Here is a 23,603-nt window from a genome sequence, read left to right on the forward strand (position 1 = left end):
TAATTTTCCATTAAATAGATTGCGCTTGGAAATTTGCATTTTGTGTCAAAGCTTCTTTCATCAAAATCGTACCCTCATGAATCATCTTTCTTAAGGTAGAGTCCAGGCTTTGCATGCCATATTGCCCCCCGGTCTGAATCATGGAATTTAATTGGTGTGTTTTCCCTTCCCTGATTAAATTACGCACAGCCGGCGTACCGATCAATATCTCTGCCGCTGCAATGCGTCCTTTTCCGTCTGCCCGTTTTAAGAGAGTTTGAGAAATAACCCCCTGGATGGTGGAGGCTAATTGTACTCGAATCTGTTGTTGCTGATGTGGAGGAAAAACGTCAATGATTCTCTCCACCGTCTGAGCGGCACTGGAAGTATGGAGGGTGGTTAACACCAAATGGCCGGTTTCTGCAGCGGTTACGGCAATGGAAATGGTTTCCGGATCACGCATTTCTCCCACTAAAATTACATCCGGGTCCTCCCGGAGACCGGCGCGCAATCCATCTGAAAAAGAATGGGTATCAGTACCGATTTCCCTTTGGTTGACGATACAATTCTTATGTTTATGAAGAAATTCTATAGGATCCTCCAAGGTGAGAATATGTTTTTTGTATTCTATATTGACCAAATCGATCATCGAGGCCAGGGTGGTGGATTTACCGCTTCCCGTTGGTCCCGTCACCAGTACCATGCCCCGTGGTCTCCGGGCAAGCTCTCCCACCACAGGAGGAAGATTTAGTTCCTCCAGACTGACGATCTCCGGATTGATCACCCGGATAGCCGCACAGAAACTATTGCGCTGCTTAAAGACATTGACCCGGAAACGGCCTAATCCGGCGAGGCCATAGGCAAAGTCCACCTGTCCCTGACCATCCATCTCATCAGACAATCGTGGGGTAAACATTTCCCGACACAAAGCTTCCGTATCCGGGGGCAGGAGCATTTTCCATTGCTCCTGGGCATGCAAATCTCCCAGCAAACGAAAAAGAGGCGGCCGCCCGGCGGTCAGGTGTACGTCTGAGGCTTTCATTTCTACAGCCTTCGTCAAAATTTCACTGATATTCATAAGTTGATCTGCTCCTCCTTGACGCAAGTTCTAAAAACTTGGCAAGTAATTTTCTTGCCAAGTTTTTAGAACTGCTAATGCATGACTTAATTGGCATTTGACTCCTGCCTAAGCAGGAAACTTATGCCAAGTTAGTCAGGTTAGAGTCCGGTTGTTGCCACGCGCATCACTTCGTCAATGGTCGTCAGGCCCAGTAATGCCTTTTGGATACCGTCCTGGGTTAAAGACAGCATCCCGTCTTCAATGGCAGATTGAGCGATTTCATTGACCGGAGAGCGGGCCAGGATCAATTGTTGCTGGGTTTCCCGGACCGGCAGCAGCTCTTGGATGGCTATCCGTCCTCGATATCCGGTAAAACTGCATTGGGGGCAGCCGCTGCCTCGGTAAAGGGTTACGCCTTGATCAGGTCCAATGCCCATGAATTTTCTTTCCACGGCATGCTCCGCCAATTCATAAGCTTCCTTGCACAAGGGACAGATTAAGCGCACTAACCGTTGGGCCATCACTCCAATTACGGTGGAGGCCACTAAAAAAGGCTCTATCCCCATATCTATTAATCGGGGCAGAGCTCCTGCTGCATCGTTGGTATGCAGTGTGGTCAAAACCAAATGGCCGGTAGTAGCCGCCCTGACGGCAATACCAGCCGTTTCCCCGTCCCGGATTTCCCCGATCAGGAGAATATCCGGGTCCTGACGCAAAATCGCCCGCAAACCATTGGCAAAATTCAGCCCCGCTTTATCATTCACTCTAATTTGGTTGATCCCTTCCAAAACATATTCCACCGGATCTTCAATGGTTACGATGTTTTTTTCCGGCGCATTGATTTCTGAGATGGTGGAATATAGGGTGGTGGTCTTTCCGGAGCCGGTGGGACCGGTTATAATAATCATGCCGTAGGAACGCTGAACCATTTGTCTGTAAATAGGTAAAATATCCGGTGAAAGGCCTAACTTGTCAAGGGTTACAATCACGCCGCTTTTATCCAAGATACGGATCACCACTTTTTCCCCAAAAATCGTGGGCAGGGTGGATACCCGTAAATCCACATCCTGTTGAGCAATTTTGACCTGGATTCTTCCATCCAGAGGAATTCTTTTTTCGGCAATATCCATATCTCCCATGATCTTGATCCGGGATACCACTGAAGCATGGGATTGCTTCGGCAGGGCTAATATATCCTTTAAAACACCGTCGATACGAAAACGAATCAGCAATTGCTCTGCCCGGGGCTCGATATGAATGTCACTGGCTCGATCCTGAACAGCTTGCTTAATAATGGAATTGACAATACGCACCGTCGGAGCCTCAACGCCATAAGCTCCCGGGGGTTCATCCAAATCAAAAGCAACTAAATTTGCCTGCGGCTGAATTTCAAATTCCAAAATGGCTTGATTAACAAGATCCTGAAAACCGAAAAGCTTTTTAATAGCACCATCAATATCTTGTTCCATGGCTATCATGGGTACAATAGTAAGCCCGGTAGCCAGATGAAGATCATCCAGCACCACCAGGTTTAGGGGGTCCGGCATGGCAACAAAAAGCTTATTGCCCTCTTTTTTTACCGGGACCACCCGCTGCTGTTTAATTAAAGCTTCCGGCACCAATTTGGTCACATTGGGCAGCAGGACGACGCTGCCTAGTTTAATGGCATCTACATTCAATTGCCGGGCCAAAACCTGCATTATATCATGTTCCGTGGTAAAGCCCTGGTTAACCAATATCGTACCAAGCCGCTCCCCAGTGCGTTTTTGAATGTTCAGGGCTTCCTGCAAATTACGATCAGTAATCATCCCGGCTTCTATGAGCCAATCCCCCAGTTTCTTTTTTGTCCTGTCCACGATGATTCTCCTCAGTCTGGTTTTATTAAGATCATAAAGCAAAAACTTCGTCAAAAAAGATCAATGCATTAATAACTTCCACTAAATTCTTCAATTTCCTGCAATATTCAACAAAATATCCATTGGGACAAGTCGGTTTTAGCTGCTGAATTTGCGGGTAAGAACCTGCCATAGGCTTTTCTGCTGTTCTTCAGTAAGCTTGTCCTCAATGTCCTCTTTCTCCTTGCGTAGTAGTTCCAACTGTCTGGCCAGATTCTTGCTTTCTTCCCGAGTTTTTTGCAGTTCCTGGATAATGGCGGAAAACATAAAAAACACCGTCGTTTTAAAATTGGAGTCTATTCCTAATCCGCTGGTTAAGGTACGTTCCATCTCCAATCGTCTTTTGGCACCTTTAATCGTGTATTGTTCGTTATAGAGAAGTTCTTTGATCTGGGAAAACATTTCAATATTTTCCTCAGTATACCGTGCTCTTTGTCCCTTAGGGCAATTAATATTTAAAAAGTCATTAAATTCCTTTTCCCAATATCTTAGAGTACTTACCTCTACTTGCAGGATATTGCCGGCTTGATCAATGGTTAAAGCAGCCATCAAAATCCTCCTTTCCTTCCTCAGGCACATTTTTGTTATAACCTGATATATATTCCTCAAATTAAATTGATTTCCTCTCCATCTCAGGTAATTATTACCGAATAATTGCGACAAGAAAAGCGCCTTTCAGCGCTTTTTCAAAATTTTAGTCATAATCATTATCTTTGATGCAAGCTTGTTCCAGGATCATGCCATCATTCATGTGCGGATGTATCAATTTTTTTCAGCTTTTTTTCCAAGGATGCTCTCATAGCCCAAACAGGTGCTTCCACACCTGTCCACAGACGAAAAGCTTCCGCTCCCTGATAGATTAGCATGCCCAGTCCTGATAATGTGGCACAGCCTTTCTCTTTCGCCTGCTTTAACAGCAAGGTTTCCTGGGGATGATATATAATATCGGCGACCAATTGACCTCCGTGCAGACCGTCCAAGTATTCTGTTAAAAGAGATTGATCCGGGGGATATAGACCGACAGAGGTGGTATTAATTATGATTTGGGCACTTTGTATTTTCTCTGTAAGATCTTCCGGGGAAAAATCATATATGGAAGATGTCCCCCCCATGTTTTGAATCATTTCCTGAATAGGTTCTGCCCGGGCAAGGGTACGATTCAAAATCATAATTTCCTTTGCTCCCTGAAGGATCATAGCGGCGGCAATAGCGCGAGCTGCTCCTCCGGCTCCCAAAAGTAAGATTGTCTTCCCGTAAGGATCGCATTGCCCTTCCTCTCTTAAAGAGCGAATAAAACCTAAACCATCGGTATTATAGCCTTTCAGCCTTCCATTTTCATGGAGAACGGTATTAACAGCTCCGATTGCTAGGGCCTGGGGATCTAAATCATCCAATAAGGGCAGGACTTTTTCTTTATGGGGCAGCGTAATATTAACGCCTCTCGCACCCAGCACGGGCAATGATGCCACGGCTGCTTCCAAATGCTCCGGTAAGATATCAAATGGTAGATAAACATACTTTTGATCCAAACCCGTTTCCTGAAGGGCAGCATTTTGCATGTCAGGTGACAATGAATGGGTGATCGGATGGCCAAAAATACCTAATAACTGCACGGTCTCTCCTCCTGTTATTTTCTCTGATTCTCTGGTGTAAGGTTTAGTTCAAGGTAGTCTAAGCCAAAAAAGAGCTAAAATTCAGCTCTTTTTTCTGTAGCAAGGGCTTGCTCTTCCCCTTGGGAAAAATAAAGCTTTACCCGGATACCGCCCTTAGCACGGTACATGCCAACATTAATCAGTCTTGAATTTTTTAGTTCCGGATGGGTAATCTTAATTTCTTCTACCTGGCTTCGGATCTTCATTAAAAGCAACGTGGCGCTGATAATTTTTTCAGGCGCAGGTAAAAACAAACTAAAGGTATGGGTTGCGCTCATTCTTGAACCCCCAAATTTGGTTTGTTCTTATTCTGCCCTGACGAGAGAATCTTTAAACAACACCTTTATCAAATTCCATGACTCCAACTTCTATAAGTGGGAGCTCCTATTTTCACTTCAGGTGGGGTAGATTCCCCATCTGAAGCCCCGATGTTCAGCTTTAGCTGAACAAGTTCACTTAGGTCTTTTAATGCCCGCCACTTTTAAAAAGATGCGTTCAATACATCGGTTCACCTTGGTCCCGGCGAATTCTTTGGCACCAATGGGGTTAACCAAAATAGTATAAAGTCCGGTGCGATTTCCGCCGAGGATATCGGTAAAAATCTGATCTCCCACCACTACTGTTTCCGCCTCTGTGGTTTTAAGTACCTCCATAGCTCTGCGATATCCACTGCGTCGAGGTTTGGTCGCTCTGGACACATATGAAATCCCTAATTTTTGAGCAGCTTCCATGACCCGGGGTCCCTTGTTATTGGAAAGCAGACAAGCGGAAATACCGAGCTGCTGCAGGTTCGCAAACCAATGCATCATTTCATCTTTTATTTCCGGATTGTTCCACTCTGTAATGGTATTATCCAGATCCAGAATCATACCTTTAACATTTCTTTTTGCCAAGTCCTGTAGGGGAATATCCAAGACAGATACGGTCATCATGTCCGGCATAAAGTTATTGGTTTTCAAAAAATCTCTCTCCCCCTTAGACGGTTTTCCAAATAAGCCACTGAAACTTCTCCATAAAAAGATCTTTCATAGTCTGGTACAGACTGTCTGTGCCGGTTCTTTTTTCATTAATTTCATCCATTGTGATAGGTACAAACTGATCCTTCATACGAATTAACCAATGGACTTTTTCCTGATCAAATTTTTCCAAGGCTACATCCAAGCCAAAGGGCTGGCTCTGCAATTCTTCAATAATTTGATTTATGGTTTCCTGTATTACTTGTATCTTTTCCATGCTTTTTTCCTCCTCGGTGCAAATCCCTCTGACCTTTCCACTAGGAAAGGCGGTTTTTAAAATCATAATAGCCGAATTCTTTAATTATTTTCAACCCGTCCCGATCATTAAAAACTCCAATGGAAGGCAGCTTAATGCCATTAAAGGTGTTGTTTTTTACCATGGTATAATGAGCCATATCGCAGAATACCAAAGGATCTCCTGCCTTTAAGGGTTGGGGAAAGGAATAATCCCCGATGATATCTCCTGCCAGACAAGTAGGACCGCCTAAACGATAAGTATAAGGAAAATCCCCCGGTAAGCCGCTGCCGATAATCTGTGGACGATAAGGCATTTCCAGCACATCCGGCATATGACAGGCAGCGGAGGTATCCAATATGGCAATATCCAGGCCATTATGAACAAAATCAAGGACCCGGGCCACTAAATAACCGCAATTTAATACTACCGCTTCCCCCGGCTCCAGATAAACCTGCACCCCGTATTTTTCCCGGGCAAAGTGCAGGAATTTTTCCAGGGTTGCCAGATCATAATCAGGCCGGGTGATATGATGGCCTCCCCCCAGGTTAAGCCATTTCATCCCCTTCATAAAGGTACCGAATTTTTCGTCAAAGACCTTTAATGTACGGGCTAAAACGTCTGAATTCTGCTCACAAAGGGTATGAAAATGAAGACCTTCGATGCCCTCCAAAAGCTCCGGTTCAAAATTAGCGAGAGTGACCCCTAGACGAGAGCCGGGAGCGGCAGGATCATAGATGCCATGCTCCTGCTCCGAATATTCCGGGTTGACCCGAAGACCGCAGGAGATAGGACGAGGCCCCTGCTTTACCCGATCTTTAAACCTTCTCCATTGAGCAAAAGAATTAAAGACGATATGGTCACAAATTTGCAGAATTTCGTCAAATTCATGGTCTAAATATGCCGGGGAAAAAATATGAACCTCCCCGCCCATTTCTTCATAGCCCAGCTTTGCCTCAAAAAGACCGCTGGCGGTTGTACCATGAAGATATTTTTTGATCAACGGATATTCATAAAACATGGCAAAACTTTTTTGCGCCAGAAGAATCCGGCAGCCGGTCCGCTCTGTCAAACCCCGGAGAGTGGACAGGTTTTTTATCAGCAGCCTTTCATCCAGCAGGTAACAAGGGGTAGGGACTTTACTAAAATCAATTTCCTTGACCATCTCTTTAATCAACCAATTCCGGATTGAAGCTTTCCTGCCAGGGTAAACCGAATTTATTAAGGGCGTCCATAAAAGGATCCGGATCAAATTCTTCCACATTAAAGACTCCGGGTTTCTTCCATTTTCCTGTCAGTACCATCATGGCGCCAATCATCGCCGGCACTCCGGTGGTATAGGAAATGGCCTGGGAACCAACCTCAGCATAGCTTTCTTCATGGTCGCAAACATTATATACATAGTAGCGCTTTTCCTGACCGTCCTTTAATCCCTGGAAAATACAACCGATGTTGGTTTTCCCTTTGGTCCGAGGCCCTAAGAAAGCCGGGTCAGGAAGTACGGCTTTCAGAAACTGGAGAGGAACAATTTTTTGTCCATTAAAGTCAATAGGATCAATGGAGGTCATTCCCACATTTTCCAGAACCCGCAGGTGGGTAAGGTAATTCTCGGAAAAAGTCATCCAGAACCGAATTTTTTTAATACCTTTGATGTTTAAGGCCAGCGACTCCATTTCCTCATGGTGCAGGAGATAGATATCTTTTTCCCCGATGACGGGGAAATCATAGACTCGTTTGATGGACATGGGTTCTGTTTCGATAAATTGGCCATTTTCAAAATAACTGCCCTTAGCCGTAATCTCCCGAATATTGATTTCCGGGTTGAAGTTGGTGGCAAAGGGATAGCCATGATCTCCCGCATTGGCATCCAGGATGTCAATTTGATGAATTTCATCAAAATAATGTTTTTGAGCAAAGGCAGAAAAAACGCCGGTGACTCCGGGATCAAAACCGCTGCCTAAAACAGCCGTAATGCCGGCCTCCCGGAATTTATCCCGGTAGGCCCATTGCCATTTATATTCAAATTTAGCCGTGTCCAAAGGCTCATAATTGGCGGTATCCAGATAATCCGTTTTGGTAGCCAGACAAGCATCCATAATCGTTAAATCCTGATAAGGCAAAGCCACATTGATGACGATGTCCGGTTTTTCTTTGCTAATAAGCTCTACCAGTTCCGCCACCTTGTCTGCATCCACCTGGGCGGTGGTGATTTTGGTTTTTCCCCCATCCAGCTTAGCTTTTAATGCTTCACATTTCGCTACAGTTCGGCTGGCGATACAAATTTCCTCAAAAACCTCCGGGTTTTGACAGCATTTATGAACTACCACGCTGCCTACGCCTCCGGCACCAATAATTAACGCTTTTCCCATTGATTATCCCTCCGAATCATGATTCATTCTTCATTAAATTCCAAGACTCCCCACTTCTATAAGTGGAAGTTACTATTTTTACTTCAGGTGAGGTAGATTCCCCCTCTGAAGCCTCGATATTCAGCTTTAGCTAAACGAGTTCACTGATCCAATGTTAATAATAATTCCCTTAACAGCTTACAGGCTAGTAACGTAGAGGCCCCGCTGGGATCGTAGACAGGGCATAATTCATTCATATCTACTCCCACCAAATTCAAGCCTTTTACCTGGGTAAACACTTTTAATAAATCCAAAAAGCCCACGCCCCCTGCCTCCGGAGTACCGGTGCCGGGTAAAACGGCAGGGTCTAAAACATCCAAATCCAAGGTCAGGTAAACCGGCTGATCCTTTACTTTTTCTACTACATGATCCACCTGGTTCAAGGTGAACTTTTCCATGAAAACATGGTCCTGTGCCCAGGAAAACTCCTCCCTATCACCGCTTCTGATCCCGAATTGAAAGATTCGCCCGTCCCCCACCAGGTCCCAGCAACGACGCATCACGGTAGCATGGGAAAGCTTTTCCCCTAAATAGTCCGATCTTAGATCTGTGTGGGCATCAAAATGGAGAATATGCAGCTGAGGATATTTTTGTAAGACCGCCCGCACCCCTCCCAAGGTTACTAAATGTTCTCCGCCGATCATCAGAGGCAGCTTATTATCATGAAGCACTTGGGCGGTATAATTTTCAATGACAGTCAGGGCTTTCTCCGGGTTTCCGAAGGCAAGCTCCAGGTCACCTCCGTCATAAATTTTCAGATCCGTGAGATCCCGATCCAAATAAGGACTGTAGGTTTCAATGCTGTAGCTTTCATTGCGTATCGCAGCACTGGCAAAACGTGCGCCGGGGCGATAAGAGGTGGTGCTGTCAAAGGGAGCGCCGAAAAGAACAATCTTACTCTCCACATAGGTGCCGTCACAACCGATAAAGGTATGGAACTTTCTCTCATGCATTGGCCAACAGCTCCTTTACATAGTTGGGCAGGGCAAAAGAGCCTTGGTGAATTTCAGTATTATAATATTTGGTTTTAAGACCCAAACCATTCCACCAATCCTGATCGATATGGGTGACCGGGTCGTATTTTTTTGAAGCAAATCCAAACAGCCAGTGTCCCGAAGAATAGGTGGGGATATGAATCTGATAAACCTTACTGATGGGGAAAATGGATTTTATTTTCTGATGGGCTCTCTGCATGGCATAAGCATCCCTTGGGTAATAAGGACTCTCATGTTGGTTGATCAAGATGCCATCTTCACTTAAGGCTTTGAAACAATTTCCGTAAAACTCCTTGGTAAAAAGACCCTCACCCGGTCCAAAAGGATCCGTTGAATCTACAATAATTAAATCATATTCATTTTGTTTGGTTCGCACAAATTTGAGTCCGTCCTCGTAGTAGATATTGACTCTGGGGTCCTTTAAACGGCAGGAGATATGGGGCAGGTATTCCTTGCATACATCTACCACCATTTCATCAATTTCCACCATATCAATATGCTCCAAACTTTCGTAACGAGTTAATTCCCGAATCGTGCCCCCATCTCCGGCGCCAATCACCAGCACCTTTTTAATTTTGGGATTGACGGCAAGGGGTGGGTGCACAATCATTTCATGATAAATAAATTCATCTTTTTCTGTCAGCATCAAGTAACCGTCCAAAACAAGGATTCTTCCGAATTCATAAGACTCAAAGACATCAATCCGTTGGAACTCACTTTGCATGCTTACCAATTGTTTGTCGATTTTAATGGAGAAACGTACCATTTCCGTATGATATTCTGTGTACCATAAGTCCATTTATATATCCTCCACAACATTGATATTTTCTATCTCCATATCCTGGGTTCCTGTTAAAAAAGAACCTTTTTCTTTGGCATAGGAAATATAGGCTAAAACCTCCTCAGAGATTTTTTCTCCCGGCGCCAAAATGGGAATGCCCGGTGGATAACACATGACAAATTCGCCGCTGATGCAGCCTTTGCTTTGCTCTAAAGGAACAGCATGTGTTTTGCTGTAAAATGCATGTTGAGGTGCTAAAACCACGTCCGGTTTAATGTATTCGTGGTCAAACATGCCACGGTTATCACCTGAATACAAGCGTTTAATTTCTGATAAAGCAGAAATCAAACGTTCAATTTCCAATGCCCGATCACCGGCAGAAATGATGGCCAGAATATTTCCAATGTCCCCAAACTCGATTTGAATCCCATACTCATCCCGTAATAAGTCATAGACCTCAATGCCGGCCAGACCGATTTTTCGCGTATGGATAGAAAGTTTGGTGATATCAAAGTCAAAAACGGTATCATGATTGATCAATTCCCGGGAAAAAGCATAATAACCGGTCAGTTTATTAATTTCATCCCGGGCATATTGGGCAAATTGCACTGTTTTACGAAACATTTCCTTGCCATTCAAACTAAGATTTTTCCGGGCAATATCCAGGGATGAAAGGAGCAAATAGGAAGCGCTGGTGGTTTGGGTTAAATTAATAATTTGCCGCACGTAATCCGGATTAACTTTCGGTCCGCTTAACAAAATGGAGCTCTGGGTCAGGGAACCTCCCGTTTTATGCATACTCACTGCCGCCATGTCTGCCCCTGCTGCCATAGCGGAAACCGGTAAATCTTCTCCAAAATAAAAATGGGTTCCATGGGCTTCGTCCGCTAAGACCATCATGCCAAAATTATGGGCCAACGTCACAATTTCCTGTAAATTAGAACAGATCCCGTAATATGTTGGGTTATTCACCAAAATTGCCTTGGCATCCGGATGAGTTAAAATGGCTTCCTTAACATCGTCCACCGACATGCCTAAAGGAATTCCCAGTTCTTTATTTAATCCCGGGTTTATGTAGATCGGTATCGCCCCGCAGATTACCAAAGCATTTATGGCGCTCCGGTGAACATTTCTGGGCATGATAATTTTATCTCCGGCCTTGCAGCAGGACATAATCATCGCCTGAACTGCCCCGGTGGTACCATTTACCATAAAAAATGAGTGGTTGGCCCCAAAAGCTTCTGCTGCCAGTTCCTGGGCTTCTTTAATAACGGACATTGGATGGCTGAGGTTGTCCAGGGGCTTCATGGAATTCACATCTAATTTTAAACAATTTGCCCCTAAAAAATCAGTTAATTCTTTATTGCCCCGACCCCCTTTGTGACCGGGCACATCAAAAGGAACAACGCGATTTTTCATGTGTTTTTCTAAGGCTTCATAAATAGGTGCATTATGTTGTGTCAGCATTTTTTCTATCATCACAGCCCCTGTCTTTTGAAATTGCGGATTCAATATAGCATTTTTAGACAAAAAATGCAATCACAATTGATTCTTTGGGGTTCATCTTTGGATGGGCGAAATATCATATTCATATTTCGATAAACAAAAATTTAATCCTTTAAATTCTGCTCAATTACCGGTAATTTAAACAATTCGTCGCAGTTAGTTATCGGATAAAATGGGTATTGCATAACAAAGGGTCATTATGTCAAAATATATGATAGTACTTGATTAAGAAATAAGAAAGGATTGATCATATGCACCCCCTCAAAATCGTGCTCTTTTCAGATTATGCCTGACCCTTTTGCTACATAGGGAAAGGTATTCTCTACAAGCTGCAAAAGAAATATCCTTTGGAAGTACAGTGGGTGGGATACGAACTCCATCCCGAAACCCCTAAAGAAGGGATCTGGCTTAGAGATCAGTTCCCGAATGCTGATCTTGACATGATGAAAAGGAATTTAAATCTGGCCGGTAAGCCCTATGATGTGGTATTTAATAAAATGGAAAGAAGCTCTAATACCAAATTGGCGTTAGCAGCCACAGAATTTGCCCGGGAAAAGGGGAAACTATGGGAGTTCCAGGATGTTGTTTATCAAGCTTATTTCGGGCTGGGAGAAGACATTGGGCAGTTGGATATTGTATTAGCATCTGCGCAGAAAATCGGCTTGGATGTTGGACAACTAGAGAAAGCCCTCCAGGAAGAAAAATATACGTCTATTCTTAAAGAATCCCATGCATTAGGCGAAAAATATCATGTCGAGGGCATACCCACCTTTATTTTTGAGAACGGAAAAAGAATTTTTGGCGCCGAGCGTTATGAGATTTTTGTCAAAGTGCTTAAAGAGCTTTCGGAAAGATAAACAGAAAAGAGAAAAATTTTGGATGGCCTGAGGAAATAGTTTATCCCTGATGGCCATCCCTGATACTTTTTTGCATAAATATTTGAATCGTTTCTTCTTCTTGTGCTTTGTTTCGATTTGATCGTCCTAAACGGTCACATAAACCAAGGAGAGCCACTTCCCGGATGTCAACTTCTTTCTTCATCGACTTAATGTCGGCAAAGGGCAGATTTTTTACGACAAAAAGAATTTGCATATGCCACCGGATCAGTTTAACAACTTCTTCGATCCAGTTGGTCTCATCTGTTAATGCCAGCAAAAATTCCCTGGCCAATTCCGCACCAACCTTGTCGTGATCATAGGCGGTTATTTTCCCCTTGCGTTCTCTGGTTGTGTCCGGCTTACCAATGTCATGGAGCAGAGCCGCCCACATCAAAACCCGGGCATTTTTGCTCTGTGCCCTCCTTTGTGCCGCCTCATTCACCACCAACAAAGTATGATTCCAAACAGAACCTTCCGGATGATGCTGGGGAGATTGTTTCGTCTCTTTTAATTTCTTCAGGAGAGTAAAAGGAAATTGGAGAAAAATCTGCCCCTGTGAAATCCGGCTTAAATACTCACCAGGTCTGGGGTCATTTAACAGATGATCGTTGATTTCAAAATACCATTTTTCCATAGAATCGGTCTTTATTTGCATGATCCTTATTTGCATCCCAAACTCACTGGCACTTTCTGCCCGCAGATCACGCTTGGCCTCCCTTATCTTTTGGTGTTAGGACCTAATGCTTCTTTTTTAATATTATGATTTTGGTTTTGATTTTCCGGAACAACTGTCTTTAGTCCTTGATTTTTGTTTTCTTTTTGGTACGGTTTCTTGTTTTTTTCCATCGTCCTTCACCTCAATGGTAGTGTACCCTTGGCCCAAAAAATTAATACTTTTGGCAAACGTATCGAGTGAAACTTTCTCTATTAGGGGTTTAACGGACGATTAGCAGATGATAAAGAGAATGTCATCGGATAAATAATTCCGATGACATTCTCTTTTAAAGAATAGAATAGAATATAGCTCCAACGAACCTTTATTGACTTTTCCCTACAACTATCATCCATTTTTGCGTTCCATTACTTTACTTATCAAGTAAACATAACCTTCATCTAACAGTTTTTTCAGTCTTCCGTTGCCTACCTCAGGACCCTTTCACTTCCGTTCTTCCATCACTCCATCTTTTCAGATTTTTGTAAAGGCGATCTTCCATGGGTCTTTCCTGCTGTAACCACTTTCTCCTGAAACCTCTTAGACACTGAATCCTGAATCCATAGATTAATTTTGATAAGTTTTAATGTTACGTTTCCGTTTCTGACGCTGTAGGATTTCCGTCTTAGGAATTCCTTGGAGCTTAGGTAAATAATACTCGATTTTCTTCCATCCGTCAAAGGGTGAAAAATCCCATATTCGATTAAATTGTTTTGTCTAATGCAATTGTTTAAATAATTGCTCTAATAATCTTCCTTTTACTTGGTTTTTCAAAATATTTAAAACAATTAAGAGCTGTTTCCGGACTTGCTTAATTCTTGGGTAAGTTTTTGAATGGCTTTTTTTTCAATGCGAGACACATAAGAGCGGGAAATACCCAGCTTTTTAGCGATTTCCCTTTGGGTCCGTCTCAGACTGTTAAAAAGTCCGTAACGGGATTGTAAAACGAAGCGCTCGCGGTTTTCCAAGGTTTCTACCTTTTCCAATAATTCTTTCTGCTCGTAATAGGATTCTATCGATTGCAGGACTAAATCGCCCTCTGTACCCAGAACATCGACCAGAGAAACCTCATTTCCTTCTTTATCCGTTCCAATGGGATCATATAAAGACACTTCTGTACGCATATTCTTGGTGGAACGAAGATGCATCAAGATTTCGTTTTCAATACACCGAGCGGCATAGGTGGCTAATTTCGTTCCCTTACCCCGATTAAAGGTATTGATGGCCTTGATTAAACCAATCGTTCCAATGGAAATCAAATCATCTTTATCTAAGCCCGCGCTTTCGAATTTTTTCGTAATATGAGCAACCAATCGTAAATTGTGCTCAATTAGTAGATTCCTCGCTTCTTCATCACCATTTTCAAACTTTTCCAACGTCTTTGTTTCTTCCTCTTCTGATAAAGGATGAGGGAAAGCGTTGTTGCTGATATATCCAAAAACACAATGCAGACCTTTAAGCATCGATAAAGACAGGATTGCTGCCCATTCTGGTCCCATCCAAAGCACCTCCAAGAGTGTCGGTTCTACATTTTATGACAATTTATATAAAATGTGACACTTTTGGAGGGGGAAATTTTACCAAATATTTTATCAAATTTCAAGACTCCCACTTCTATAAGTGGGAGCTCCTATTTTCACTTCAGGTGGGGTAGATTCCCCATCTGAAGCCCCGATGTTCAGCTTTAGCTGAACGAGTTCACTGAATCATTCCTTCCAGCCGGGCCAGACGGTCAATAATTTCTTTGAAAATTGGAGCAGCTTCCCTGCCGCCCGAAGTACCCTTTTGGACGAATACCACCACAGCCCATTTGGGCACATCCAAAGGTGCAAATCCGGCAAACCATACCCCTGCTGTTTCAGAAGAACCTGTTTTACCGGCAGTCTCAATTCCCGGTACTTGAGCCGCTGTTCCGGTACCCTCCTCTACCGCCAAGTGCAAAACCGATTTTACCGCACCGGTGCTTTCTTCCGTAATAATCCTCTCTCCCATGGTGCTGGGATATTCCTTTACAATCTCCCCCTGGTCATTATGAAGCTCAGATACCAGGCGAGGTGTAATACTGAATCCTCCGTTGGCCACCTGGGCGATGAGTTTGGCAACTAACAGGGGACTAAGGCTAACTCCCTTTTCTCCCATAATTACGTTGACCAGATCTCCCTCAACCCTGTTATTAAATTGAAAATGAGAAGTCAGGGGAAGATCATAGCCAATGATTTTATCATCACGAAGGCCTAACTTGCCTGCGTATTCTAAAATTTTTTCCCCACCCAATTCTAATCCGGCTTGAATAAAAACAGGATTGCAGGAGTAAGCAGCACCTTGGGCAAAAGTGATTTCCCCATGTCCCTCTTGATTCCAGCAGGATACCTTGCGTCCGGAAGGCAAGGTAATTTCTCCCGGACAGATAAATTGATCCTCCGGCTGCACCAGGCCTTCTTCCAGGGCAGCCAGCATGATCAGAATTTTAAATACCGAGGCGGGAGGATAATTTTGTAATGCTTTATTAATATATGCATCTTTTCCCTCGGGTGTTTCTGACATGGATGGATCATATTCAGGGCTGGAAGCAATAGCTAGAATATCTCCATTCCAAACATCAAGAACTACGGCAGCTCCTTCATAACCTTCCAATGCTTCTTCGGTAATTTTTTGATAATCCTGATCCAGGGTTGTAACCACATGAGTAGGCAAATCCGTTGATTTTATTTTATCCGGAATTAAAGTAAAGCCCGCCCCCTTTACGTGTTGCCCATGTACGTCAACCATAGCGGCAATTTTTGCTGATTCACCCCCTCTCAGCACTTCTTCATATTGCCTCTCCAGGCCGTTTTTCCCGATAACATCTTCTCGCTGATAATCTTGCTCTCTGTCTTTCAGCTGTTGATATTCTTCTTCACTGATCTGACCCACGTTCCCGATCATATGCACGGCGGGCCAATTCCTTTGATAGCGGGGAACGACCGGTAAGACATAAACACCAGGCAGGTTTGTTTTTTCTATCAAGGATACTTCTGCTTCAGAAAGACCGGTTTTGAGCACGACCGGATCCCCATTCAGTCGATTGGTTACTGACTCCACAGGAAGCGACAAAACAGAGGATAAGAAAGATGCCGCTTCAGATCGGTCTTCCGGCATCATCAGGGGAAAAACAACGGCTGCAGGCTGCTCTTCGACATTTGTCAAAGGACGAAGTTTTCTATCCAAAATCTGACCCCTGGGAAATTGAACATAGTTTACGGTTTGCTGACGCTGTGCCACCGCTTGTTGGGCGTATTTGGCACCATCAATGATCTGAATTTGAAACAATCTGCCCAACAATAAAAGAAAGGTGCCGGCGAAAAGAAGATAAAGAATTAAGACCCGCTTCTGTTTAAAAAACAAAAAGACCACCCCTATAATTCATACTCTTAATAGGGTGGTCGGAAAAATTAAGAATTATTCATGGAAAGAAATGATCCGGGTTTAAAGTTAAGATTCCGATACTATCTCTATGGGAAAGGGGAGGTGTTTCAACAAACGCAAGGTATCTTTTTTTGTGTCCGGGGTGACCCGTACCAGAAGTTGCCCCAAAGCGGGCTCGATGGCCGTTACTAAGGCCAAATTGTCATAACCCTCGATAATTTTATTAAAAACATCGATATTTTGGGGGTCAAGGCGGACCCAAATATTTAAACTTTCTGCCAAAATCTCTTCCTCCTCTTTACCTCCTAATGTGCGCGGCGAATCAGGGCACAGGGCGGGATTTTTTGCGCCGGAGCTGCCATAGTCACGATTTGCTGAGGATGTGGAGCATGACGAATGGGTTCTCCCTGGTCATTTTTCATCTCTCTGATTTCCCAGGAAATAAAATCACCCTGAGGTGGCAAAATTTCGATTTTATCACCGACTGACATCCGGTTACGCTGCTCCACCCGCATTTCCCCGGTCTCAGGAAGATATTCCAATACCTGCCCGATAAAGTCATAGCTCCGCACATAAGCAGAGGTCTCATAACGATGATCCTCGGCATCCGGTTTTTTAAAAGCAAAACCTTGGGTATAATGGCGATGACTCACCTTCCCTAATTCCTCCAGCCAACCTTTGTCAAAGGAGAAATGCACCGAATCCTTCCAATAGGCATCAATGACTTCCCGATAAACCTTGACTACCGTAGCCAGATAGTAGGAGCTTTTCATGCGTCCTTCAATTTTCAGGGAATGGACCCCAGCTTTAATCAAGGCTGGAATCTGTTCCACCAGGCAAAGATCTTTGGAGTTGAAAATATAGGCGCCCCTTTCATCCTCCTCCACCGGAAAATATTCCCCTGATCTTTTTTCTTCCATCAACCGATAATTCCAGCGGCATGGATGGGCACAATCTCCCTGGTTACTATCCCGACCGGTCAGATAATTGCTAAGTAAACACCGCCCGGAATATGAAATGCACATGGCGCCATGAACAAAAGCTTCTAATTCCAATGTCGTTTTATCTCGGATTTCCCTGATCTCTTGAATGGAAAGTTCCCGGGCGAGGACGATACGCTTTGCCCCCATTTCTTGCCAGAAAAGGGCTGTGGCCCAATTGGTATTGTTGGCCTGGGTACTAATATGGATGGCTAACTGGGGAAATCTTTCCCGGATCAAACGAAAAATTCCGGGATCGGAAACCAGAATGCCATCAATCTTTAAAGCATCTAAGGTTTCAATATAAGGGATTAAGCCCTCTAGATCCTGATTATGGGCAAAAATATTGACGGTGACATAGACCTTAACCCCCTGATCATGGGCAAAACGGATCCCTTGTGCCATCTCCTCATGAGAAAAATTGCCCGCCCCTGCCCGAAGACCAAAATCTTTTCCTCCAAGATAAACAGCATCGGCACCAAACCTAACTGCGGTATAAAGTTTTTCTAAATTGCCTGCCGGGGCCAATAATTCCGGTTTCTGCATCATTTTGTAATCACTCCATCATTTTATCACGGACGCTAAGTTGGCGTCGGCATACCACCAATCCGTCTCCAATTGAGAATAATCTGGCAGATAGCTCGGAATGCCCCAACACCAGATTTAAAAAATCTCTTAATCTTTGCTGCATGGTTCTGCGTCTGCGGGGGATTTGATAACGATCCCGAAAAATTAAATTTTCGAAAAGAACATTATCACCAATCAACAGTCCTCCCGGCGCAAGCTTTGGAAACAGGAGCTGAAAAAAATCAAGGTATTGCCCCATGGCCGCATCCATAAAAATGAAATCGAAGGAATCAGTAAGACAAGGAAGCACATCTTGGGCATCCCCGGCATAGGAGCGAATATTTTGCAAACCGCTTAAGGAGAAATACTCTCTGGCCCGCTTCACCCGCTCCGGCATCCGTTCAATGGTGACAACAGCGCCCTCTTGTTTTGCGGCCGCTTGGGCAAAAATCAGGGTAGAATAACCCAGGCCCGTTCCGATTTCCAGAATGCGCCGAAAATTACCCCATTCTATTAAAAGCTTCAAATAACTTGCCGTTTCCGGTGCAATTAGTGCCACATGGTTTTTGGCACAATCATCAGTCATCATTTCCAAAATGTCCCTATTGACAATCTCCACGAAAAAAACACTCCGTTTGACAGGCTATTTTAATATTTCCTTTTTCCTTCATTATGTTCCGCTAATGTTCGGCTGAAATAATGAGAACCGTCAGGTTTGGCGACAAAATAAAAGAAATTACTTTCTGCCGGATACAAGGCCGCTTTAAGGGAATCTTTCCCTGGGTTGGCAATGGGTCCGGGAGGCAGTCCACCATTTAAATAGGTATTATAAGGGGAATCAATTTTTAGATCTTCATAGAGAAGAACTTCTTTCACCTCACCTAAAGCATATTGCACCGTGGCACAAGACTCCAAATGCATGCCGATCTTCATGCGATTATAAAATACACTGGCAATAACAGGACGATCTTCTTCCACCTTAGCTTCCTTTTCAATGATGGAAGCCAAAGTAACGATTTCAGGGATCGTCGTATTCATTTCCTGGGTTCGATCATGCCATTCGGGGAGAAAAACATCATCAAATCTTTTGAGCATCATCGCAACAATTTTCTCTTCCGGCCAGCCGGGAATGATTTGATAAGTATCGGGAAATAAATATCCTTCTAGACGGTCTTCACTGTTCTTAGGTGGCAGATATGGATAAGAGAAATCCCCTGATTGAGTAACTTCCAAAAACTTATCATAATCAGCTAATCCTTTTTCTTCCAACAATAGGGCGATTTGTTCTACATTATATCCTTCCGGAATGGTAACCTTATCGGTTTGAGCTTGTCCCCGGGAAAGCTTTGCTCCAATATCGGTCAAAGTAATTTTTCCGGAAAAACTGTACTCCCCTGCTTTTAATTTCCTGTCTAAGCCTGTGAACCGAATGTACATTTCAAAAAGTAATTTATTGCGAATCAAGCCCTCATCTTCAAGGATTTGGGCAATATCACCCGTCGTAGCCTGTCCGGGGACTTGGAAGGAGACCTCCTGATGCACAGGAACCGGTGCCAACATAATTCCGGTGTAAAAGACCGCTAAAGCGGTGATTATGATGATCACAAAGTTCCTTCCTGTCCTTTTCTTTTTGCGGTGTCCTTTGACCATGCATTCCTCCGTCATTTTCATTAATAAATAAAATATAGAAAGCTGTTTTAATTATACAGGCAATATCAAATATTAACAATAATTATCACAAAATTGGATCATTTTGAACCATGAGCTGACTTATGCCCTTATTGACCGACGGGCACTCTGATCACTGTTTGTGCTCGATATCGATCTCTGGTAATTTTTTCACGGGAAATCAGACTGCCGTCAGAAGCCAGGAATTCGCGATACAAGTCTACCACCATCCCTTTTTGCCCCTTTTTTTCCACAATTACTTGTTCCGGCCCCAAGGTTTTATCGTGAATAATTTCTTCTTCCCCCTCAAGATATTCTATAATTTCACTGAAGAGCCTGACTTCTTGGAAATCCCCCTTGGTGGCAAAGAGATAAATTTTGAGTTTGCCCTTTGTATATTCCGTATGAAGCAAGACCGGTTTTTGCCGATTATTTAGAAATTTTAAATCTGCCCAGTCATATGATACGGTGGCATCCCGACCTGGTTCTACATAGGTTACCGGCAAGGAATGAGGATGCCGTTCTAAGATGGGTAAATTTGCCATCAGGATCACATTATATAAAGTTGAAGATACCTGGCAGACCCCTCCTCCGACTCCGCTTATAAATTCATTATTTTCGATCACCAGTGATTCCTTGTAGCCTGTTTCGGTAGTACGCCGGCCCACAATTTCGTTAAAGGAGAATACTTCCTGAGGCATTAGGAGGACTTGATCCAGCGCTTGGGCCGCCGTTTTGATATTGGAGGATCTTTCTTCCTGAGCAGCATTAAAAAAAGTTTCAAAACTGGCCACCACACCATTAATCTGCCATGAGAGCACGGTTTCCTCCGTGATCTCCGGTTCCACGGTCTGGATAATTAAGGAAACCACCGTCTGATCTCCTGATCGCAATACTTCTTTGATTTTATCTTTACTCTGCTCCACATGCACCTGAATACCGGGTTGCTCCGCTTTAATCCCTATCCGATGATCCTGATCAATGGTCAGCTCGGCGCTTGCTCCTTCATGATCAATTGTTTGCGCCATTTTCTCTACTTCCTGCTGAAGGACCTGGTCGTCTAACTGAAAAGCCAAGGGGATTGTGATCCCATTTTGTTTTGTTTCCCAGCGGGTGAACCATCTTTTCCAAAATGGTCCCACTCTGCCAATAGACCAGGCATCCCGAATGGTTGCAGCGCTATCCTCCTTTAATCCTAATTTCTGAGGAGAATAAGACCAGCTTTCATCTGCTCCTTGAATGATGATCTTTCTTGCCATCGCTTGTTGATAAATAGGATCCAGGGAGAGCTGACTGCGATTTCTCTCCATATTGTCTGATTCCATTCCGGCAATGGTCACTCCGGGCAGGATTTTGTTGCTGTGCATCACCTGGAACTCATAAAAAAGGACAGCAAATAAAATCAGTAAGAGGCAAATACCCAGAGTTATTTTGGCCTTTTGTTGATCCTTAGACAAATTGGGTCACCTCACCCCACTATTTCCTTAATTTTATGTTATGAGAGACCAATTCATCTTATGTTTGAATATTTTCGCGCTTCGTGCATAAAGAAACCTTCATCAGGGTTTCAAAGAACTCTGATGAAGGTTGCATATTTTCTTTGTTTTATTCGTTTTCCTCATCTTCTAACATGCTGTCATATGCATCGGCAACTTTTTCCCACTCTTCATCATCTTCGATTTCCGTAAGAAGTTCCTCGCCATTTTCATCCTTCTCAATTTTTAAGATGATGGCTTCATCCACTTCTTCCTCGCCTTCTGCCAGTATGGGGAATAGGATGGCGTATTCCGCCCCATCTACTTCGATAATGTCAAGAACCTCAAATTCATGTTCTGCACCTTCTTCATCTAATAAGACAATTTTTCTGTCTTCAAAATCAGTCATCATTACACCTCATTTTCTTAAATTACGGACATTGTAAACGATTCATGAAATGATGTCAATGGTTACCATAAAGTAAAATCCATTTCGGTCAAGATTTCTGATTCGCATAAAAATCTAAATAACTTTGAAGGATGATCACCGCTGCCATCTTGTCAATTACTTTTTTTCTCTTCGCTCTCGACACATTTCCTTCCAAGAGGGTTTTTTCCGCGGCCATGGTTGAAAGCCTTTCATCCCACATTTTAATAGGAAGTCCTGTCTCTTGGGCAATTACATCGGCTATTTCCTGAGCTCGTACCGCCGAGGGACCCAGGGTTCCATTCATGTTTTTGGGTAATCCAACTACAATTTCTTCTACTCCATACTCATCAAGCACCAATTTAAGATGGTCCAGGTCCTCTTTTAAATCCCCTTTGCGGCGAATGGTATCCACCCCTGGGCTGTCCAGCCAAGGGGATCACTTACTGCAATACCTATGGTTCTTTCTCCTACATCTAAACCCATAATTCTCATGAACATCTGCTCCTTTATCAAATCATCAATTATCTTTGACGATCACAAGTTGACTATTTAAATTACTTTAATATAAAAATCAGGACAGACAGAGGCGCAATATCCGCAGAGGACACATTTTTCCATATTAACTGTGGACTTGCCTTCATGAAAGGATAAAGCTCCCTGGGCACATTTCTCCAAACATCTGCCGCATCCTGTACAATATTCTTCAATTAAGAGTTTCCTGGGTTCTCTCGTTACTTTGGCTAAATCTTCAGGAGCAGGCTCTATTCCTTCTGACCAGGCCACATTAATACGCACCTCTTCAGGACTCTTCATGCCGATCGCCACCGCATCAATGCAATCAAGCTGAAAGGACCACTTTAAAGCAGCCTCCACCTGGGCCATCAAGTTTCCCCCTCCAATGGCCTTCATACCGTAAATTCCTTTACCTGCTTCCTTTGCTTGCTTCAGTGCCCGAAGCATATCCTCAACATTGCCATCCTGTATGCCCAGCCCTGCCATGTTAAGCATCGGATGAATCACTTCAATTTCTTTGACTTCTGTGGTTGCATTTACCCCTTCCACCCGATGGGTGGAGATTCCCACAGCCCCCACTATCCCTTTGGCTTTCGCTGCTAAGAGATATTCAACAGCTTCCCAGTGTCCTTTCAATGTCAGAAGAGATTCTTGCTCATGGAGCAGGAATATGTCAATTCGATCCCGGTCTAATTCCCGCCGGGCATTTTCCAGGCTCCGGGCCATTAATTCCTTTGAGTAAGCGTAAGATTTGGTGGCAATGATAGCATCTTTAGGATGCCCTCTTAAAGCTTCTTTAATATACGCATAGTTTTGGTATAATTCCGCCGTATCAATAAAGTTAATTTCTAAATCCAAGGCGGTTTTTATCACCTGGGCCCCCTGATGAATATTTAAATTAGCTTGCAAAGGTCCAATGGTTAAAGAACCAAAACAAATTTTCGAGACCTGAAAGCCTGTTTTCCCTAATTGATGATAGATCATGATACCATTATCCTTTAAGTTGAATTTTGCTAAACCTGGTCTGCTGCCAGGTAAATAAAACTTGGCTGCTACAAGCCGAAAGCTGGGCGGAAGTCTTAGTTGCACTTATCCTTTCAATCTTAAACTTTTACTTTCTGAAAGTACAAAAACAAGACGACCTGTAGGTCGTCTTAAAAAATTAAAGATTATCTATCTAAATAGTTTCGAACCAACTCTTCGATCAAATCATCCCGTTCTACACGACGAATCAAGCTGCGTGCCTGCTTATGACTGGTGATATACGCCGGATCGCCGGAAATCAAATAACCTACCAGCTGGTTAATGGGATTATAACCTTTTTCCTCTAAAGCTTTAAAAACAAACAATAAAGTTTCCCTGGGATTAAGCTGTTCTTCTCTTTCTACCTTAAACATCATCGTTTCTTCCAGATGATCTCCATGATCACCACTAGGTCCAGCCACAAA

General features: G+C 43.5%; 25 protein-coding genes and 1 pseudogene. 1 reads left to right on the forward strand and 25 read right to left on the reverse strand.

Features of this window, described 5'->3' with window-relative positions; genetic code table 11:
* Positions 1 to 10: 10 nt before the first annotated feature.
* The 12 genes from CEQ75_RS13350 to CEQ75_RS13405 form a co-directional block, all read right to left on the reverse strand.
* On the reverse strand, positions 11 to 1,057 hold the full coding sequence (locus tag CEQ75_RS13350) for a type IV pilus twitching motility protein PilT (protein ID WP_089611398.1): 1,047 nt from the start codon (positions 1,055 to 1,057) through the stop codon (positions 11 to 13).
* 140 nt (positions 1,058 to 1,197) lie between these two features.
* Entirely contained in the window at positions 1,198 to 2,895 is a 1,698-nt protein-coding gene (locus CEQ75_RS13355; protein ID WP_089611400.1) for an ATPase, T2SS/T4P/T4SS family, read from the reverse strand.
* Positions 2,896 to 3,033: 138 nt separating this feature from the next.
* Positions 3,034 to 3,483, reverse strand: a complete 450-nt coding sequence (locus tag CEQ75_RS13360; RefSeq protein ID WP_157677472.1) for a MerR family transcriptional regulator — start codon at positions 3,481 to 3,483, stop codon at positions 3,034 to 3,036.
* Positions 3,484 to 3,677: 194 nt separating this feature from the next.
* A complete protein-coding gene (locus CEQ75_RS13365; protein WP_198306545.1) occupies positions 3,678 to 4,547 on the reverse strand; it encodes a shikimate dehydrogenase in 870 nt (289 codons plus the stop codon).
* A 74-nt stretch (positions 4,548 to 4,621) separates the two neighbouring features.
* On the reverse strand, positions 4,622 to 4,864 hold the full coding sequence (locus tag CEQ75_RS13370) for a hypothetical protein (protein WP_089611407.1): 243 nt from the start codon (positions 4,862 to 4,864) through the stop codon (positions 4,622 to 4,624).
* 174 nt (positions 4,865 to 5,038) lie between these two features.
* A complete protein-coding gene (locus tag CEQ75_RS13375; RefSeq protein ID WP_338032026.1) occupies positions 5,039 to 5,608 on the reverse strand; it encodes a YqeG family HAD IIIA-type phosphatase in 570 nt (189 codons plus the stop codon).
* On the reverse strand, positions 5,562 to 5,819 hold the full coding sequence (locus tag CEQ75_RS13380) for a hypothetical protein (protein WP_089611409.1): 258 nt from the start codon (positions 5,817 to 5,819) through the stop codon (positions 5,562 to 5,564). Before CEQ75_RS13380 ends, CEQ75_RS13375 begins: the two co-directional genes overlap by 47 nt.
* Before the next feature lie 40 nt (positions 5,820 to 5,859).
* A complete protein-coding gene (nspC, locus tag CEQ75_RS13385) occupies positions 5,860 to 7,002 on the reverse strand; it encodes a carboxynorspermidine decarboxylase (protein ID WP_089612641.1) in 1,143 nt (380 codons plus the stop codon).
* Positions 7,003 to 7,006: 4 nt separating this feature from the next.
* Positions 7,007 to 8,206, reverse strand: a complete 1,200-nt coding sequence (locus CEQ75_RS13390) for a saccharopine dehydrogenase family protein (protein WP_089611411.1) — start codon at positions 8,204 to 8,206, stop codon at positions 7,007 to 7,009.
* A 140-nt stretch (positions 8,207 to 8,346) separates the two neighbouring features.
* The gene (speB, locus tag CEQ75_RS13395; protein ID WP_089611413.1) at positions 8,347 to 9,198 is read right to left on the reverse strand and encodes an agmatinase; all 852 of its coding nucleotides are present in this window, start codon (positions 9,196 to 9,198) and stop codon (positions 8,347 to 8,349) included.
* Complete coding sequence (speE, locus tag CEQ75_RS13400) at positions 9,191 to 10,039, reverse strand: polyamine aminopropyltransferase (RefSeq protein WP_089611416.1); 849 nt, start codon at positions 10,037 to 10,039, stop codon at positions 9,191 to 9,193. Before speE ends, speB begins: the two co-directional genes overlap by 8 nt.
* A complete protein-coding gene (locus CEQ75_RS13405) occupies positions 10,040 to 11,500 on the reverse strand; it encodes an aminotransferase class I/II-fold pyridoxal phosphate-dependent enzyme (protein ID WP_242965202.1) in 1,461 nt (486 codons plus the stop codon).
* Between the two features lie 332 nt (positions 11,501 to 11,832).
* On the opposite strand from CEQ75_RS13405, the gene CEQ75_RS13410 reads away from it, so the two are divergent.
* Positions 11,833 to 12,384, forward strand: a complete 552-nt coding sequence (locus CEQ75_RS13410; protein ID WP_089611418.1) for a DsbA family oxidoreductase — start codon at positions 11,833 to 11,835, stop codon at positions 12,382 to 12,384.
* A 40-nt stretch (positions 12,385 to 12,424) separates the two neighbouring features.
* Here CEQ75_RS13410 and CEQ75_RS13415 read toward each other — a convergent pair whose 3' ends face one another.
* The 13 genes and pseudogenes from CEQ75_RS13415 to CEQ75_RS13470 form a co-directional block, all read right to left on the reverse strand.
* Positions 12,425 to 13,060 (reverse strand): HDIG domain-containing metalloprotein, encoded by a 636-nt coding sequence (locus CEQ75_RS13415; protein WP_089611420.1) that lies wholly within the window; start codon positions 13,058 to 13,060, stop codon positions 12,425 to 12,427.
* A gap of 62 nt (positions 13,061 to 13,122) precedes the next feature.
* Positions 13,123 to 13,251 carry a hypothetical protein gene (locus tag CEQ75_RS19245; RefSeq protein ID WP_257914050.1) on the reverse strand — a complete coding sequence of 43 codons (129 nt, stop codon included), beginning with the start codon at positions 13,249 to 13,251 and terminating at the stop codon, positions 13,123 to 13,125.
* A gap of 654 nt (positions 13,252 to 13,905) precedes the next feature.
* Positions 13,906 to 14,616 (reverse strand): RNA polymerase sporulation sigma factor SigK, encoded by a 711-nt coding sequence (sigK, locus tag CEQ75_RS13420; protein WP_089611423.1) that lies wholly within the window; start codon positions 14,614 to 14,616, stop codon positions 13,906 to 13,908.
* Between the two features lie 199 nt (positions 14,617 to 14,815).
* The gene (locus tag CEQ75_RS13425; protein ID WP_157677473.1) at positions 14,816 to 16,501 is read right to left on the reverse strand and encodes a peptidoglycan D,D-transpeptidase FtsI family protein; all 1,686 of its coding nucleotides are present in this window, start codon (positions 16,499 to 16,501) and stop codon (positions 14,816 to 14,818) included.
* An 87-nt stretch (positions 16,502 to 16,588) separates the two neighbouring features.
* On the reverse strand, positions 16,589 to 16,804 hold the full coding sequence (locus CEQ75_RS13430; RefSeq protein ID WP_157677474.1) for a DUF4911 domain-containing protein: 216 nt from the start codon (positions 16,802 to 16,804) through the stop codon (positions 16,589 to 16,591).
* A 23-nt stretch (positions 16,805 to 16,827) separates the two neighbouring features.
* On the reverse strand, positions 16,828 to 18,048 hold the full coding sequence (locus tag CEQ75_RS13435; protein WP_089612643.1) for a peptidase U32 family protein: 1,221 nt from the start codon (positions 18,046 to 18,048) through the stop codon (positions 16,828 to 16,830).
* 10 nt (positions 18,049 to 18,058) lie between these two features.
* The gene (locus CEQ75_RS13440; RefSeq protein WP_089611429.1) at positions 18,059 to 18,688 is read right to left on the reverse strand and encodes an O-methyltransferase; all 630 of its coding nucleotides are present in this window, start codon (positions 18,686 to 18,688) and stop codon (positions 18,059 to 18,061) included.
* 29 nt (positions 18,689 to 18,717) lie between these two features.
* The gene (gene mltG / locus CEQ75_RS13445; RefSeq protein WP_157677475.1) at positions 18,718 to 19,674 is read right to left on the reverse strand and encodes an endolytic transglycosylase MltG; all 957 of its coding nucleotides are present in this window, start codon (positions 19,672 to 19,674) and stop codon (positions 18,718 to 18,720) included.
* 173 nt (positions 19,675 to 19,847) lie between these two features.
* Positions 19,848 to 21,194: a VanW family protein gene (locus CEQ75_RS13450; protein ID WP_089611433.1), complete on the reverse strand. Its 1,347-nt coding sequence runs from the start codon at positions 21,192 to 21,194 to the stop codon at positions 19,848 to 19,850.
* Between the two features lie 148 nt (positions 21,195 to 21,342).
* Positions 21,343 to 21,621, reverse strand: a complete 279-nt coding sequence (locus tag CEQ75_RS13455; protein ID WP_089611434.1) for a DUF1292 domain-containing protein — start codon at positions 21,619 to 21,621, stop codon at positions 21,343 to 21,345.
* Between the two features lie 88 nt (positions 21,622 to 21,709).
* A pseudogene (gene ruvX, locus CEQ75_RS13460) lies at positions 21,710 to 22,134 on the reverse strand (Holliday junction resolvase RuvX).
* A 57-nt stretch (positions 22,135 to 22,191) separates the two neighbouring features.
* The gene (locus CEQ75_RS13465) at positions 22,192 to 23,139 is read right to left on the reverse strand and encodes an aldo/keto reductase (protein ID WP_089611437.1); all 948 of its coding nucleotides are present in this window, start codon (positions 23,137 to 23,139) and stop codon (positions 22,192 to 22,194) included.
* A 185-nt stretch (positions 23,140 to 23,324) separates the two neighbouring features.
* A complete protein-coding gene (locus CEQ75_RS13470; RefSeq protein ID WP_089612644.1) occupies positions 23,325 to 23,555 on the reverse strand; it encodes an IreB family regulatory phosphoprotein in 231 nt (76 codons plus the stop codon).
* Positions 23,556 to 23,603 lie beyond the last annotated feature (48 nt).

The sequence above is a fragment of the Dehalobacterium formicoaceticum genome, assembly GCF_002224645.1.
In the GTDB taxonomy this organism is placed as follows: Bacteria; Bacillota; Dehalobacteriia; order Dehalobacteriales; family Dehalobacteriaceae; genus Dehalobacterium; species Dehalobacterium formicoaceticum.

Excerpts from the sequence above, each read along its gene's own strand:
- CEQ75_RS13350 (WP_089611398.1), bottom strand. The coding sequence starts at position 1,057 with ATGAATATCAGTGAAATTTTGACGAAGGCTGTAGAAATGAAAGCCTCA.
- CEQ75_RS13360 (WP_157677472.1), bottom strand. The coding sequence starts at position 3,483 with ATGGCTGCTTTAACCATTGATCAAGCCGGCAATATCCTGCAAGTAGAG.
- CEQ75_RS13370 (WP_089611407.1), bottom strand. The coding sequence starts at position 4,864 with ATGAGCGCAACCCATACCTTTAGTTTGTTTTTACCTGCGCCTGAAAAA.
- CEQ75_RS13380 (WP_089611409.1), bottom strand. The coding sequence starts at position 5,819 with ATGGAAAAGATACAAGTAATACAGGAAACCATAAATCAAATTATTGAA.
- nspC (WP_089612641.1), bottom strand. The coding sequence starts at position 7,002 with ATGGTCAAGGAAATTGATTTTAGTAAAGTCCCTACCCCTTGTTACCTG.
- CEQ75_RS13390 (WP_089611411.1), bottom strand. The coding sequence starts at position 8,206 with ATGGGAAAAGCGTTAATTATTGGTGCCGGAGGCGTAGGCAGCGTGGTA.
- speB (WP_089611413.1), bottom strand. The coding sequence starts at position 9,198 with ATGCATGAGAGAAAGTTCCATACCTTTATCGGTTGTGACGGCACCTAT.
- speE (WP_089611416.1), bottom strand. The coding sequence starts at position 10,039 with ATGGACTTATGGTACACAGAATATCATACGGAAATGGTACGTTTCTCC.
- CEQ75_RS13405 (WP_242965202.1), bottom strand. The coding sequence starts at position 11,500 with ATGATAGAAAAAATGCTGACACAACATAATGCACCTATTTATGAAGCC.
- CEQ75_RS13415 (WP_089611420.1), bottom strand. The coding sequence starts at position 13,060 with ATGCAAATAAAGACCGATTCTATGGAAAAATGGTATTTTGAAATCAAC.
- CEQ75_RS19245 (WP_257914050.1), bottom strand. The coding sequence starts at position 13,251 with ATGGAAAAAAACAAGAAACCGTACCAAAAAGAAAACAAAAATCAAGGA.
- sigK (WP_089611423.1), bottom strand. The coding sequence starts at position 14,616 with ATGGGACCAGAATGGGCAGCAATCCTGTCTTTATCGATGCTTAAAGGT.
- CEQ75_RS13435 (WP_089612643.1), bottom strand. The coding sequence starts at position 18,048 with ATGCAGAAACCGGAATTATTGGCCCCGGCAGGCAATTTAGAAAAACTT.
- CEQ75_RS13455 (WP_089611434.1), bottom strand. The coding sequence starts at position 21,621 with ATGACTGATTTTGAAGACAGAAAAATTGTCTTATTAGATGAAGAAGGT.
- CEQ75_RS13465 (WP_089611437.1), bottom strand. The coding sequence starts at position 23,139 with ATGATCTATCATCAATTAGGGAAAACAGGCTTTCAGGTCTCGAAAATT.
- CEQ75_RS13470 (WP_089612644.1), bottom strand. The coding sequence starts at position 23,555 with ATGATGTTTAAGGTAGAAAGAGAAGAACAGCTTAATCCCAGGGAAACT.